Here is a 13711-nt window from a genome sequence, read left to right as displayed (position 1 = left end):
GTTTTTTTATGTGGAAATACAGCAAAATTTATACACTGGTGGACAATGAGGGATTCGAACCCTCGATAGGTTGCCCTATACTCGCGTTCCAGGCGAGCGCCTTCGACCACTCGGCCAACTGTCCATCATAAGAAGATGAGAATTATACAAACTAATTCCCAAAGAGCCTCTTAAAGTATCTTAATAACGTTGTTGTTTTGGCTCAAATCCTCGTTGTGGAAAATTTTCATACATATATTCAGCAATTTTCTCTAACTCTTCTTCAGTAACATTTCCTTTTTGTGAAGGCATTAAACCAAATCTTTTTATTGATTTAGGTAAACATTTTGCTTTTTTTTCTGAAGGTTCTAAGACATAATCTTTTATAAAAGCTATCACTTTTTGTTTATCCCCTCCAAAAGCCTCTTTCACATGAAACATAACACCCATAACTGGTGGTGCGATAAAACTGCTTCTTGCCTCTGCTGTTGGTTTCACTGCAGTATGACAAATAACACACTTTTCATTAAATAACTCCTCTGCACTCTGTGCAAACAGACTTACTGAACTAAATGCTATTAAAACAACAATCATTTTAAAACTTCTCATCATATATCCTTATAAAATTCATTTAATTTACTTATTATATTACTTTTTTTTAAATTTGTTACTAGATTTATTTAACTATTCTCAAACCTATTTTGGCTATCATTATAAAAAGTTATATAGGATTTGTGTTTGCTGAGTTTTTCAACCTTTTTTCAGTTGTTAAAAGAATCTTTTCGTGATTTGCTTCCAATCATATTAGTTATTCTCTTTTTTCAACTTGCCATCATTCAAAGTGTTCTGCATAACTGGTTAAGCACTACCATTGGTTTAGCTGTCGTTGGTGTTGGACTTGCTGTTTTTTTACTAGGGCTTGAGGTTGGTATATTTCCTGTTGGTGAAGGGTTAGCAAGTGAATTTGCTAACAAACGCTCAACGTTTTGGATCGTGTTATTTGCATTTATGATCGGTTTTGGTACTACCATAGCAGAACCAGCGCTCATCGTTATTGCCCAAAAAGCAGCTTCTATTAGTGATGGTCGTATTGAAGCAGCGACACTTAGAACTGTTGTTGCATTTTCTGTAGGCTTTGCTATAGTTTTAGGTGTCTGGAGGATCTTAAAAGGGCATCCGATCCACTATTACATCATAAGTGGGTATATTTTAGTAGTCGCTGCTACTGCATTTGCACCGCCAGAGATCGTAGGACTTGCTTACGATTTAGGAGGAGTTACTACTTCAACAGTTACAGTTCCTCTGGTTGCTGCACTTGGGATCGGTTTAGCATCTAGTATCAAAGGGAGAAACCCTGTTCTTGATGGGTTTGGACTGATCGCTTTTGCATCACTTACACCTATGATCTTTGTGCAGTTTTATGGAATTGTTGTATATCAGATGTTCGACACTCCAGCTATTATCCCGATCATTGAACCATTAACTGAAGCTACCACTACAGTTGCAACTGGTTATGATTTTAGTGTTGTGGAAATTTTAAAAGGTTTACTTGGTGTAGTTCTTGATGTGTTTCCGATTTTAGCAGTTATATTCTTTTTTCAGTATCTGATCTTAAAAAAACCTATTGAAAACCTTAAAGAAGTGCTTATCGGTTTTGGTCTTGTAATCATAGGGCTTGATGCTTTTATAGTTGGTTTGGAGATGGGGCTTTTTTCTGTTGGTGAGACCATGGCATTAGAGCTAACACGTTATGATAATAACTTCATCATCTACACCTTTGGAGCACTCATTGGCTTTTCTACAACTATGGCTGAACCAGCGCTCACTGCCATTGCAAAAAAAGCAAAAGAGATCAGTGATGGAAGGATCAACGACTATGCTTTACGTGTTTTTGTAGCCATTGGAGTAGCTATCGGTATAGCACTTGGATCGTATAGAATTGTCGTTGGAGGGGAAATTGTCTACTATATTATAGTGGGGTATATGTTTGTGATAGCCCTGACATTTTTAGCACCAAAATACATCATTCCAGTAGCATACGATAGTGGAGGGGTTACAACTTCAACTGTAACTGTTCCTTTAGTTGCGGCTCTTGGACTCGGACTTGCTACAAACATACAAGGGCGTGATCCGCTTATAGATGGTTTTGGTCTGATCGCATTTGCTTCACTTTTTCCTATGATCACAGTAATGCTCTATGGATTTGTAGCACAACAGATGGGTATACGAGGCGATCGTGAAATGGAACAACTCCATCTCAAAGAGTTGCGCAATGCTCTTGAAGATGCTAACAATATGGGACTTTCAACTATCCACGTACAAGGGACAGACAAACGCCACTCCGATAAAATTTCTTTCTCGGCTGTACATGTTATAGTGCCAACAGATAAAACACAACAAGCTCTTGAGGCTGCAAGAGCTGCCGGAGCTAGAGGTGTAACTATTATGAGTGCACATGGTCTAGGACTAGAAAAAATGGATAACTTTTATGCAAGACTGCAACGTGATGATACTGACGCAAATCTTATGTTTTTAACACCAACAAAAAAAGTGGACAAAATCATCAAGTCTATAATGGATGAGCTAGATATAACAGGAAGCGGAGCGGGTCTTGCGTTTTCTTACCCTATCTCTCACATGAAAGGGATCACGCTTAAGATAGATGATCTCTAAGAAGTAAAATTTACTTCTTTATGAGATCGTTATAGTCGTATTTTGTAGGGTCGATGTAGATTTTTTTCCCAAATCTCACAACTCTTTCATCATCAATTTTACTAAATTTTTTCAAAATTTTTTCTGTTTTCTTTTCAGATAATTCAAGCGTTTTCAAATACTTTTTAAGTGAGATAAGCTCACTAGTATTTTCCTCTTCGATCTCCGCTTCAAAAGTTTCATTTACTGGAGCATTTAACATCAATTTTGATGAAAGTGTTTGAAGGATGTTTTTGAGTTGCTCATCTTTTTCTTTATAGATTCTCTCTAGTTTTTCTCGCTCATCTATAAGCATCTGCTCTTTTTGATCGCGCAGGGTTCTTGTTTCATTCTCTAAAGTCTCAACACGTTGTTGCAGTTTTGCATTTTGCTCTTCAAGATACTTGTAGTGTCTGCTGTTTGGTGCAGTTTTTGTAGTAGCAGGACGTTTTGCTGGTGTCTTTACTTCGTCATCAACCACAACCAGTTTCACCCCTTTTTCTACAACGCTTTTAATCGATCCGCGTCTCACACGATTGTGAATAGCCTCTTTTGAAACCCCAAAAAAACTTGCCGCTTCCTCTACACTCATCTTTTTCATAACACTTCCCCTTTATCTCATGTTTTCAAATTTTAATGGAGCTTCCCATTCACCCTCACGGATCATCTTCATCACTTTTTGCAAATCATCTATGTTTTTTGCTTTTACACGGATACTATCACCCTCGATCTGAGCATTTACTTTTAACTTCATGTTTTTGATATCAGCTGTGATCTTTTTTGCCTCTTTTGACTCTATATAATCCACTACTTTATATGTAGCTTTACGAGTTCCACCACTTGCATCTTCTACGCGTAACTCCTCTAAAACTTTTGAACTAAGACCTTGTTTTAAAAGTTTGTCGATCACTATATCTTTAAGAGCATCTAGTTTATTGTCAGAGGATGCTACTAACACTAATACTTTTTCTTTCTCTTTGTAGTTTACTTCATAAGGTGTGCCTTTGAAGTCGTATCTATTTGCAACTTCTCGATCTACTAAATTGACTGCATTTTTAAAAAGTTGTACATCTATTTTTGCAGTTATATCAAATGAATGCTCTTTTGCCATCACTAACCTTTTTTTGGTTTAATTATAACATAAGTGTTTTGTTTGTTATTCGCTCTTATTGGGTTTCTCTTTTTTAGCAAAACCCACCCCTTTTTTTCTTTTAGGCTCTAAAGCCAAAGACTCTATCTCTGTTTTATAGTCTATCCCCGCAGTATGCATAACAGCTATACATTTTGCAACAGCTGCTATTGCATTTGGAACTTCACCCTTTTGCTTATATGCTTGAATGTTTTTTTCACTTACTTTGATAAGCTTACTAAACTTTGGCAAAGTTATTTCAGCATCTAAAAGCAGTTTTTTAAAATCTATAAATGTCATCTTGTTGCTCTACTTCAAAATAATAATATTGGTAATATATCATAACTTTCTCTATATTTTCTTGACATTGTTTCTTAAATACTATACAATCTCTATAATTTATTACTAAATACCAGTAATAAGTAATCCAATTTAAAGGATAAGTGATGGCAAAAGCACTTAAGAAAAAAGCAGTAAAAAAGCTTGTTAGATCTGCAGCAAAGAAAGCTGTTAAAAAGAAAGAGCTAAAAGAAGTAACTAAAAAAGCTACAAAAAGAGTTCTTAAAAAGAAACCAACTACTGCTAAAAAAGCAAAAAAAGTTGCAAAGAAAGCTATTAAAAAAGTAGCTTAATTTCATTTTCTCCTAGTTCCCAAATCTCTTTTTGGGAACTAAAACTGTTCAAAAAACATCCTTAAAAGTTTCCTCAAAGTTATTTTTCATCATAATATAGTACATTTTCACTCAAGGAAAAAAGATGGAGTATTTTACTAACGTATATCAAAATAAATATGCAGACTTCACTGGTAGAGCAAGAAGAAAAGAGTATTGGATGTTTTATCTATATTATGCCCTTGTTATTTTTGCATTGGCATTTATGGCAGGATTTTTTTCTGAAATAAATCAACTCATATCAAATATTTTTGCAGGAGTTATAGTTTTATTTATACTTGGTTCTATGATCCCTTTTTGGGCTATAACAGCAAGAAGACTTCACGACATAAATATGAGTGGTTGGTGGCAACTTCTTTATCTCATCCCTTATTTAGGTGGTTTGATAGTGTTTATATTTATGCTTCTTCCTGGTAATCAAGGTTCAAACCGTTTTGGAGACGATCCACTTATTGATACTCCAACAACTAACACTATAGTCCCTCCTGATGATGAGGAATAACTAGCCCCTAAAAAGTGGGGCTTCCATCAAATCCAAATCCAGAGTCAAATCCCCCACCAAAGTTTCCAAAGTTCGGATCGCTATAACCAAACATACTTGATCGAATTCTCAGTTTTTCTATGTCGGCTTTGCTAGAGATATTTTGTGGACACACAACCGTACAGTTATTACAAAGAGTACAATCCCATACACCGTTTGTTTGAATAATATCTATCTTCTCTTTTGCATCGGCTTCACGTTTATCGCCTACATATTTCCAAACACGGGTAAATGAGAATGGCCCTAAAAACTCTCCATTTACTGCGTAAACAGGGCAAGATGAGTAACACGATCCACATAGTATGCAATCACTTTGTACTTCGTTGATTTTTTCAGCCTCATGATCTAAGGTTGCTTCATGATTTAACTTGTTTAACCACGCTTTTGCCTTAACGTTCATCTCATAAGATTTGTCCATATCAACAACAAGATCGCGAATTATAGGCATATTGTTAAGTGGCTCAACTGTATCGCCATCTTCTACTTTATAAGAACATGCCAGCACCTCTTTTTCATTCACACGCATTGCACAACTTCCACATACACTACTTCTACAACCACTTGAAAAACTGAGCGTGTTATCGATCTCGTGTTTGATCTTCTCTAAGGCTTCTAAAAGTGTATATGCTCCATCTTCGAGTTCATAAATTTCAAAGGCATCATCTCTTTTTATAGTTATTTTCATTATTCTGCCTCCATATAGTGTGCACCACAACTCTCAGCTCGTTCAAGTGCACTTTTTACAACAATTTCACTTATTTGTAAAATGTTTCTAAACTCTAAAAATTCTTGTTTGTTTGTATTGTAGATCTCTAAAGTATCGCTCCAGCCCATATCTGGTAAAAGCGACTTGATCATCTCAATCTCCTCTAAAGCACTTTTTAGTTCGGAAGTTTTTCGTACAATTCCCACTTTATTGTAAAGCAAATTGCCAAGCTTCTCTTTATACTTATAAAAATTAACCGTATTTTTAAACTCTTGATCTAAAAAACATTCACTATGCGCTGGAACAGATAGATGCTCGATCTGTTGAGAATGTTTCGCAGCATTTCGACCAGCTTCACGGCCAAATACTACAATCTCTAAAAGGGAGTTCCCTCCTAAACGATTGCCTCCATGAACATTATGATTTGCACACTCACCACATGCAAACAAGCCGCTAACAGTTGTTTGCGAGTTATGATCAACTGCCACACCGCCCATTGTATAATGTGCAACTGGTTTGATCGGAATAAGATCATATACAGGATCGACATTCTCATAAAGTTTTGCAAGCTTACGCTCTTGTGGAAGCCCCTCATCAATAAACTGCTCACCTAAATGACGAATATCTAAAAAGATATCTTCCCCTTTTTTTATCTCGGCATCAATAGCACGACTCACTTCATCACGAGGTGCTAACTCGTTGGTAAAACGCTCCCCTTGTGAGTTAAGCAGATAACCACCCTCACCACGAGCCGATTCACTTATTAAGATCGAAGAATTTTTAAGTCCAGTTGGGTGAAACTGCACAAACTCCATATGTTTTAACTCTGCACCAATTCTAAGGGCTGCTGCTATTCCATCACCACTTGAAGCTTTTGAGTTTGTTGAGAATTTGTCATAAATACGTGAATAACCACCCGTTGCTAATACTACAGATTTTGCGATGTAAGTTTTAATTTCACCTGTGCGAATATCTAAAACTTTAGTACCACAAGCGTTATCATTTTCATCTTTTAAAAGCTCTAGTAAAAAAGTATCGTTCACAAATTTTATACCTAATTCATTACAACGATCATAAAGTGTATGTAAAATTTTTAAACCTGTATAATCTTGCGCATAGCAAGCACGAGGAGCACTTGCCCCTCCTAAGCGGCGTTGTGCTATTTTTCCATCTTTCGTACGGGAAAAACACACACCAATGTTATTAAGATACTCGATCGCATTTGGTGCTTCGCAGCACATAAAACGAACAGCCTCTTCATCTGCTTCGCCGTGTGCTGATTTCAGAGTGTTTTGGATGTGATCTTCTATACTGTCTTGTCCAGCATTACCAAGTGCTGCATTCATCCCACCTTGCGCCATACAAGTCTGGCTTCTGGTTGGGTACTCCTTGGTAAGTACCAAAACATCCACACCCTCTTCTTTTGCAGCGATCGCAGCCATAAGTCCAGCCCCACCAGCACCAATAATCAAAACATCTGTTTTCATATGCTCTCCATACTATCTGATTACGTTATGAAAAGAGAAGGTTTTCAAGCGCGAATCCTCCCGTTGGTCTGGTTTTGAAAATTTTCTCTTTTCATAACTCTCGAGACATTCTGCTTTCTCTTTCACTTCTACACATAAAGTTTTTACTATACTAGTAGTTGGATATATTTATTTTAGAAGCCAGACCGAAGGGAGGATTCGTATTCTAAAATAAATATATCCAACTACCTACGCGAAGTACAAAAACCTAAAAACTCTCTGCTATATTTTTTATAACACCCGCTATCAACTCATCACGTGCTTCAACGGATGTCCAAGCGATGTGTGGTGTCATGTAAAGGCGTTCTTTATTTTTCACACCTAAAAGCGGTGACTCACTAGGTAGCGGTTCTTTAGCAAAAACATCTAACCCAAAATAGATGTTTTTTTCATCCACTAACTTTGTAACTGCATTTTCATTTATTATTCCGCCACGCCCAAGATTTAAAACGATCGCTCCCTCTTTGCATAGGGAGAGTTGTTTATAATCTAAAAGATTGTTCGTTTGATTATTTAAAGGTGCATGGATAGTGATGATGTCACACGAACTTAAAAGTAACTCTAAAGTAACACTCTCATACTCTGCGTTATTATTTTTCCCACTTGTTGAATAGTAGCAAACATTACTTCCAAAACAACTCGCTACTTTGGCAACACCACGACCTATCTCTCCAAGCCCGATGATACCCCACTTTTTTCCTTTGAGTTCAAAAAATGGACGGCTTACATCTGTAAAAACACCACTATGTGAATAAGTGCCATCTCTTACAGACTCGTCATAGTAACGTGAAGAACCCATTAGGTAAAACAACATAGAAAAAGTGTGTTGAATTACAGAATCAGTTGAGTACCCTGAAACGTTCTTAACGGCAATTCCAAGCTCTTTTGCACTCTCAAGATCAACATTGTTCATCCCAGTTGCGGCGATGCAGATAAGTTTTAAATTTTTACACTTCTGCATCATCTCTTTTGTGATCACAACTTTGTTTGTGACAACTACATCTGTATCTTGAATTCTTGCTAATGTCTGATCAGTTGTAGTTTTATCGTAAACTTTTACTTCTCCGAAGCGATCCAATCCACTTAAATTTGTATCGCCAAATGTGATCGCATCTAGTAGAACAATTTTCATTAATTGTCTTTAACTTTTTCTATAAGTTCTCTTGCTTTTTCTAATGCAGCATCGACCTCATCATACACTAACGCCACTGCCAAACGACGTCCTTTATGCGCTTCAGGTTTACCAAATACTCTCACATACGAGTTTTCAGAAAAAAGCGATTCATCTACATTGATTACAGGTGCATAGTTGTGTAGATTTGTTTTGTACGCAGCACTTGCACCATCACCATAGAAAGTAAAACCAAGAGGTAAACCAAGAACTGCACGTAAATGAAGAGCAAACTCACTCTGGCTTTGAGTAATTAATGTTACCATACCAGTATCGTGTGGACGTGGACTTACTTCTGAGAAATATACCTCATCCCCTTTAACAAATAGTTCAACTCCAAAAAGTCCTTGACCACCAAGACCATCTGTGATCTCTTTTGCAATTTTTTGCGCACTTGCTTTTGCAACTTCACTCATGTGCATCGGTTGCCAAGAGAACACATAGTCCCCATCACGTTGTTCGTGTCCGATTGGCTCACAGAATACTGTCTCTTTTCCATTACGCGCTGTTAACATAGTGATCTCATAATCAAAGTCAATAAATGCTTCAACAATAAGCTCACTTGCATCTCCACGTGCTTCTTTTGCCATCTCCCAAGATTTTGGAATATCTTCAACTGAACGTGCAACAGACTGACCGTGGCCGCTTGAACTCATAACAGGTTTAATAACACATGGAAAACCTAGTTCCATTGCTGCACCCATTAAGCCCTCTTCTGTAGTTACAAACTGATAAGGACCAGTTTTAATACCTAGTACCTCAGCAGCAAATGTTCTAATGTTTTTTCTATTCATCGTTTTTGAAACAGCATTTGCATTTGGGATAACGTTATACCCTTTGTCTTCTGCTTCAAAAAGTGCATCTATGCTGATAGCTTCGATCTCAGGTAAAATATAGTGTGGTTTTTCACGGTAGATGATCTCTAAAAGAGCATCTTTGTTTTGCATATCTACAACATAACTTCTGTGAGCAACTTGATGTGCTGGAGCATTTGCGTACTTATCTACAGCAATTGTTTCAAGCCCTAATCTTTGAGCTTCAATAACTACTTCTTTACCAAGTTCACCAGAACCAAGTAACATGATTTTTTTTGAGTTTGATTTAAGTGGAGCGCAGAATTGCATTGTCATAACCTCTTCATTTTTTGTTGAAGAGATTATATCAAAATAGGATTAAACTATTGTTTTAATCCTATAAGAGTCTGAAGAAGTTGATCTGATGTTGTGATCGTTTTTCCATTTGCTTGGAAACCTCTTTGGATAATGATGAGCTGTGTGAGTGAACGTGAAAGGTCAACATTTGATGCTTCAAGTGCAGCTGATTGAATATATCCACGTCCAGCAGTTGCAGCAGTACCAATGATTGGATCTCCTGAGTTGGCAGTTTGGATAAATACATTTCCACCCTCAGCTGAAAGACCTTCGTTATTTGTAAATTTTGCCATAGCAATTTGTGCTAAACCAAAAGAACGTCCATTTGAAAATGACCCAATTAATGTCCCAGATTGGTCAATTCTAATACCAACTAAATCCCCACCTGTATAACCATCTTGACTAATTCCTGATGTAGCAGAAACACTGTCAAAAGATGTCATCCCATCAAATTTATTTGCAGTACCAAGTGATAGGTTGATTTGCTGGTCTGGTGATGAACCATTATTCCCTGTAAAAGAGATATTTGGTGGTGTATATGTTGCAAGTGATCCATCACTGTTAAAACGGATAGAACCTTTTTTCTCATAGGTTGGTGCTACAGTATCAATCGTTGCTGGTTGAGGAACAGTAATAGTCATATCCCATGAACTTCCTGTTGCAGCATCTACACTCACTTTTCTAAACTCTACTCTAAGGGTATGTTTAGAACCAAGAGAGTCAAAAACATCAATTGAACTTGAGTGTGTAGCTACATTAAATGCTTGAGAGTAAGATTTTCCTGTACTTCCAGCAATTAGGACTGTATTCATAGCTTTCATATTTGTTGTAAAGCGCTCATTTTCTGTAACACCTGTTTCAGATAAACCTGTAATTTTAAGATTAATATCATAACTCGTAGAATCTGCATTTGTTACTTCTAATTTACCTTGTTCATTTACACTTATTTCGATACCTGATGCACCTGTTTCTGCTAATGCTTGATTTTCTAAAGCTTCACGTAATGTTGCAATTGATGTAAACTCTTTATCAGCACCTGCTGTTGTTGTAGCACCTGCAGAATTATAAGTATATCTATATGCAGTTTGATCAGCATCACCTGCTGCAAAACCTGTATCTGCACTACTTACTGCATTAATACTAATATTATGTGCCGCAGATGCATCACTATTATCATTTGTTAAAACAACTTGATTCGATGCATTTACAGTTGCAGTAATGCCTAATGTTGATGCATAACTATTAATAGCATTTGCTTCAATAGCAGCATTTTGCGCAGCTGTATTTCCAGCTAAAAATGTAAAGCTAACAGTTTGCGTACTTCCATCATCAAGATCAAATGTAATACTTTCAGTGCTATCTGCCGCTAAACCACCAGTTACAGCTGTTCCAGTTATTGTAGATGCTAAAAATGATGCCCATACTCCTTGCCCGTCTTGTAAAGAGAATGCTTCACCAGATTCATTAAACATTACACCTACATCGCCCGATGCAATTGCATAGCCATTATCATCAACTGCTGGTGTTGAGCCTGTTGAACCACTATCAACAGAGTATGCAGGTGAAAAACTCTCTACTAATGTACCTGAGTTAAGATTCGCTTTAATTACAACTTCTTGTGTTGGATTTGCAGGGGTAGTTAAACCTGGTGGGATATTGATATCTTCAATCGGTGCAGTTGAATCAACCTCACCCGTTACAGAATCACGTAACCAACCTTGAGCAATAAAACCATTGTTATCAACAAAGTTACCGTTTGCATCAAATTTAAAGTCACCTGAACGAGTATATTTATAAGTATTACCACCATCTGGAGAGATGATAAAAAATCCATCCCCTTGGATAGCAACGTCTGTATTTTTATCAGAGTTTTGTACAGAACCTTGGGCAAAAATACGTGTTAGTGAACTTGCACTTGAACCAAGACCTACTTGCACGGGGTTTTTACCACCAAGTTGACCTTGGGGAGCTGTTGCAATAGCTTTTGTTTGTGCTAAAAGGTCAGAAAAGTTTGCACGAGAATATTTAAATCCTACAGTATTTACATTGGCAATATTATTAGACTCAACATCCATCGCAACTTGGTGCGATTGAAGTCCAGATACGCCAGAGAAAAGTGATTTTAACATATCAAATCCTTTATAACTATCTTAAAGAGATAGATTTTTAGTAAAGGATTTAAAGCACAAAGTGTTCCAGTTTTTTATGCATCCATTTGAAGAGCTTTTTGCATCATTTGATCTGCTGTTGTGATTGATTTTGAATTTGCATCATATGCACGTTGTAAAATAATAAGTTCAGTAAGACCACCTGCAATCTCATAGTTAGAACTCTCTAATCTATAGTTTTGTATCTCAGTACCGATGATATTATTTCCATCCGCATCTTGAAAAAAGAAAGCACTTCCACTATTTGCACTCTCCTCAAAACGTGTGCCACTAATTCTATTTAAGCCTTGGTCATTTGAAAAATGGAAAACTGCAATTTGTGCAACACTACTTTGTTTTCCATTTGTAAAAGTTGCTATCACTTCTCCATCTTGTGAAATAGAATACCCTTGCAAGTCTCCACCTATAGTTCCATCAGATGTGCTTGATCCCGATACTGTTGTATCTATAGAAACAACCCCGCTATATTCACTTCCAAGATTGATTGTTACAGATGCCCCGTTGTTATCTATACTTGATAAAGTAGAAGATATTAATGCACCTGTATCATCAAAAAACACCTCTCCACTCTCTGTAGAATAGATAGTTTCTCCATCTAAACTTTCAACTGTTGCTACAACATCATACTGACTTCCAGGAGTTGTTTGGGTCGCTTTTTTTGTAAACTCTAAACGAAGATGGTTACGATTATTTTCTGGATCAATAACACTTGCTCCTACAGTTATAGGATCATATCCTGTTCCAATATTTGCTATGAACGATGCTTGTGTTGTTGGCTCTGGTGGATATGTAAGTGTTTTTGGAAAACGAAGTGTTTCTACAGAGCCAATATCTCCAAGTGGTACATCTGCTAAAGACTGTGTTAAAACATTATCACTGCTAATATTACCACCCATAGTCCCAAGTACATATAGACCATCAGTAGTTACAAGATCAGCATTTTCATCAATATTAAAACCACCATCTCTCGTATAAATCACATTATCTTCACCTTGAACACCAAACCACCCCTCACCTAAGATAGCGATATCAGTACTACGGTCTGAAAGTGCTAAAGAGCCTTGTTCTGTTGACATTGAAGTTGTTTGCATACGTACACCACTACCCACACTCTGTAGTGATATTGTCGCTGTAGTTGCTGCAAGAGTATCTTCAAACAAAGATGTATATTCTGCATTATATGCACGATATCCAACTGTAGAGATATTGGCAATATTGTTTGATACTACATCGATCCCAGAAGAATAATTTCTTAGCCCCGAAATCCCTGTATAAAAAGCTTGTGTCATCATAGGATTTGCGCCCCCTAATATACTTCCACAACATTTTCAAGTGCAACATAGCTAGAACCAAGTTTCAAGTATGTACTTCCACTATCAAATCTAACAGACTCTATAGGATATGCACCAACACGTGTTGTTCTACTAGTTCCATCTGTATCTGTATAACTAGCACTTGCATAGTATATACCATCAGAAGCGGTAGCTCCAGCTGTCGTTGTACCATCCCAATCAAAAGAGTATACACCCGCATCATTTGTGCCTACATCTAAGGTACCTATAACATTTCCCTCAACATCTGTAATCTCAACTGTACCTTGTTGAATATCATTTGGAAAATAGATTTCAAATGTTGAAGTTGACCCCTCTTCAAAACTGATAGCATTACTGCCAAGATCAGCTGTTTTACCAATAGCAGCAATAGTAGAAAATTGTTGTGTATTTCCAAGTGAAGCCGTTAGTTCTTCTAAAGCTGTTTTTGTATTATCAGATGCTTCAAGAGCTGCAAGTTGAGAGGTTTGCGTTAGAATTTTTTCTGTATCCATAGGTTCGGTTGGGTCTTGATACTGCAATTGCACCAAAAGAAGAGTCATAAAATCATCTTTTCCAAGTGCTGTTTTATCTTCTGTTGTAGTTGTAGTTTCTGAAACTGTTCCATAAGTTGCGACATTTTGTCCATATGCATTGATAGCCATAAT

14 protein-coding genes and 1 tRNA gene are annotated in these 13711 nt (G+C 36.9%); 3 read left to right on the top strand and 12 right to left on the bottom strand.

Going from position 1 to position 13711, the window contains the following annotated elements; all coding sequences use genetic code 11:
• Nucleotides 1-36 precede the first annotated feature (36 nt).
• A tRNA-Ser gene (locus ACQY56_RS12165) sits at nucleotides 37-124 on the bottom strand.
• A gap of 56 nt (nucleotides 125-180) precedes the next feature.
• Nucleotides 181-588 carry a c-type cytochrome gene (locus ACQY56_RS12160; protein WP_428738615.1) on the bottom strand — a complete coding sequence of 136 codons (408 nt, stop codon included), beginning with the start codon at nucleotides 586-588 and terminating at the stop codon, nucleotides 181-183.
• Nucleotides 589-717: 129 nt separating this feature from the next.
• On the opposite strand from ACQY56_RS12160, the gene ACQY56_RS12155 reads away from it, so the two are divergent.
• The gene (locus ACQY56_RS12155; protein WP_428738614.1) at nucleotides 718-2652 is read left to right on the top strand and encodes a DUF1538 domain-containing protein; all 1935 of its coding nucleotides are present in this window, start codon (nucleotides 718-720) and stop codon (nucleotides 2650-2652) included.
• A gap of 10 nt (nucleotides 2653-2662) precedes the next feature.
• Here the strand turns inward: ACQY56_RS12155 and ACQY56_RS12150 are convergent, their stop codons facing one another.
• Genes ACQY56_RS12150 through ACQY56_RS12140 form a run of 3 tightly spaced genes read right to left on the bottom strand, consistent with a single transcriptional unit; the run spans nucleotide 2663 to nucleotide 4099 of the window.
• On the bottom strand, nucleotides 2663-3271 hold the full coding sequence (locus ACQY56_RS12150; protein ID WP_428738613.1) for a DNA-binding protein: 609 nt from the start codon (nucleotides 3269-3271) through the stop codon (nucleotides 2663-2665).
• Nucleotides 3272-3283: 12 nt separating this feature from the next.
• Nucleotides 3284-3781 carry a YajQ family cyclic di-GMP-binding protein gene (locus ACQY56_RS12145; protein ID WP_428738612.1) on the bottom strand — a complete coding sequence of 166 codons (498 nt, stop codon included), beginning with the start codon at nucleotides 3779-3781 and terminating at the stop codon, nucleotides 3284-3286.
• Between the two features lie 45 nt (nucleotides 3782-3826).
• Complete coding sequence (locus ACQY56_RS12140) at nucleotides 3827-4099, bottom strand: hypothetical protein (RefSeq protein ID WP_428738611.1); 273 nt, start codon at nucleotides 4097-4099, stop codon at nucleotides 3827-3829.
• A 146-nt stretch (nucleotides 4100-4245) separates the two neighbouring features.
• Between ACQY56_RS12140 and ACQY56_RS12135 the strand changes: the two genes are divergently transcribed.
• Together ACQY56_RS12135 and ACQY56_RS12130 are read left to right on the top strand one after the other, a co-directional pair.
• The gene (locus ACQY56_RS12135; RefSeq protein WP_428738610.1) at nucleotides 4246-4431 is read left to right on the top strand and encodes a hypothetical protein; all 186 of its coding nucleotides are present in this window, start codon (nucleotides 4246-4248) and stop codon (nucleotides 4429-4431) included.
• Nucleotides 4432-4555: 124 nt separating this feature from the next.
• Nucleotides 4556-4972, top strand: coding sequence for a DUF805 domain-containing protein (locus ACQY56_RS12130; RefSeq protein ID WP_428738609.1), 417 nt, complete (start codon nucleotides 4556-4558; stop codon nucleotides 4970-4972).
• Between the two features lie 7 nt (nucleotides 4973-4979).
• Here the strand turns inward: ACQY56_RS12130 and ACQY56_RS12125 are convergent, their stop codons facing one another.
• The 7 genes from ACQY56_RS12125 to ACQY56_RS12095 form a co-directional block, all read right to left on the bottom strand.
• Nucleotides 4980-5696 carry a succinate dehydrogenase/fumarate reductase iron-sulfur subunit gene (locus ACQY56_RS12125; protein ID WP_428738608.1) on the bottom strand — a complete coding sequence of 239 codons (717 nt, stop codon included), beginning with the start codon at nucleotides 5694-5696 and terminating at the stop codon, nucleotides 4980-4982.
• Nucleotides 5696-7204, bottom strand: coding sequence for an FAD-dependent oxidoreductase (locus tag ACQY56_RS12120; RefSeq protein ID WP_428738607.1), 1509 nt, complete (start codon nucleotides 7202-7204; stop codon nucleotides 5696-5698). Before ACQY56_RS12120 ends, ACQY56_RS12125 begins: the two co-directional genes overlap by 1 nt.
• 247 nt (nucleotides 7205-7451) lie before the next feature.
• Nucleotides 7452-8375 carry a D-2-hydroxyacid dehydrogenase gene (locus tag ACQY56_RS12115; protein ID WP_428738606.1) on the bottom strand — a complete coding sequence of 308 codons (924 nt, stop codon included), beginning with the start codon at nucleotides 8373-8375 and terminating at the stop codon, nucleotides 7452-7454.
• Nucleotides 8375-9538: a formate-dependent phosphoribosylglycinamide formyltransferase gene (gene purT, locus ACQY56_RS12110; RefSeq protein WP_428738605.1), complete on the bottom strand. Its 1164-nt coding sequence runs from the start codon at nucleotides 9536-9538 to the stop codon at nucleotides 8375-8377. The genes ACQY56_RS12115 and purT overlap by 1 nt, the downstream gene beginning before the upstream one ends.
• A 53-nt stretch (nucleotides 9539-9591) precedes the next feature.
• Nucleotides 9592-11694: a flagellar hook protein FlgE gene (flgE, locus tag ACQY56_RS12105; RefSeq protein ID WP_428738604.1), complete on the bottom strand. Its 2103-nt coding sequence runs from the start codon at nucleotides 11692-11694 to the stop codon at nucleotides 9592-9594.
• Between the two features lie 74 nt (nucleotides 11695-11768).
• Nucleotides 11769-13025, bottom strand: a complete 1257-nt coding sequence (locus tag ACQY56_RS12100; protein WP_428738603.1) for a flagellar hook protein FlgE — start codon at nucleotides 13023-13025, stop codon at nucleotides 11769-11771.
• A 14-nt stretch (nucleotides 13026-13039) separates the two neighbouring features.
• Nucleotides 13040-13708 (bottom strand): FlgD immunoglobulin-like domain containing protein, encoded by a 669-nt coding sequence (locus tag ACQY56_RS12095; protein ID WP_428738602.1) that lies wholly within the window; start codon nucleotides 13706-13708, stop codon nucleotides 13040-13042.
• Nucleotides 13709-13711 lie beyond the last annotated feature (3 nt).

It is taken from the genome of Sulfurimonas sp. (genome assembly GCF_050296975.1).
Classification (GTDB): domain Bacteria; phylum Campylobacterota; class Campylobacteria; order Campylobacterales; family Sulfurimonadaceae; genus Sulfurimonas.
Note: the sequence above shows the minus strand (reverse complement) of the source record. Positions and strands in the feature narration are given on the sequence as shown.

Excerpts from the sequence above, each read along its gene's own strand:
- flgE (WP_428738604.1), bottom strand. The coding sequence starts at position 11,694 with ATGTTAAAATCACTTTTCTCTGGCGTATCTGGACTTCAATCGCACCAA.
- ACQY56_RS12130 (WP_428738609.1), top strand. The coding sequence starts at position 4,556 with ATGGAGTATTTTACTAACGTATATCAAAATAAATATGCAGACTTCACT.
- ACQY56_RS12150 (WP_428738613.1), bottom strand. The coding sequence starts at position 3,271 with ATGAAAAAGATGAGTGTAGAGGAAGCGGCAAGTTTTTTTGGGGTTTCA.
- ACQY56_RS12095 (WP_428738602.1), bottom strand. The coding sequence starts at position 13,708 with ATGGCTATCAATGCATATGGACAAAATGTCGCAACTTATGGAACAGTT.
- ACQY56_RS12140 (WP_428738611.1), bottom strand. The coding sequence starts at position 4,099 with ATGACATTTATAGATTTTAAAAAACTGCTTTTAGATGCTGAAATAACT.
- ACQY56_RS12145 (WP_428738612.1), bottom strand. The coding sequence starts at position 3,781 with ATGGCAAAAGAGCATTCATTTGATATAACTGCAAAAATAGATGTACAA.
- ACQY56_RS12125 (WP_428738608.1), bottom strand. The coding sequence starts at position 5,696 with ATGAAAATAACTATAAAAAGAGATGATGCCTTTGAAATTTATGAACTC.
- ACQY56_RS12135 (WP_428738610.1), top strand. The coding sequence starts at position 4,246 with ATGGCAAAAGCACTTAAGAAAAAAGCAGTAAAAAAGCTTGTTAGATCT.
- purT (WP_428738605.1), bottom strand. The coding sequence starts at position 9,538 with ATGCAATTCTGCGCTCCACTTAAATCAAACTCAAAAAAAATCATGTTA.
- ACQY56_RS12100 (WP_428738603.1), bottom strand. The coding sequence starts at position 13,025 with ATGATGACACAAGCTTTTTATACAGGGATTTCGGGGCTAAGAAATTAT.
- ACQY56_RS12120 (WP_428738607.1), bottom strand. The coding sequence starts at position 7,204 with ATGAAAACAGATGTTTTGATTATTGGTGCTGGTGGGGCTGGACTTATG.
- ACQY56_RS12115 (WP_428738606.1), bottom strand. The coding sequence starts at position 8,375 with ATGAAAATTGTTCTACTAGATGCGATCACATTTGGCGATACAAATTTA.
- ACQY56_RS12160 (WP_428738615.1), bottom strand. The coding sequence starts at position 588 with ATGAGAAGTTTTAAAATGATTGTTGTTTTAATAGCATTTAGTTCAGTA.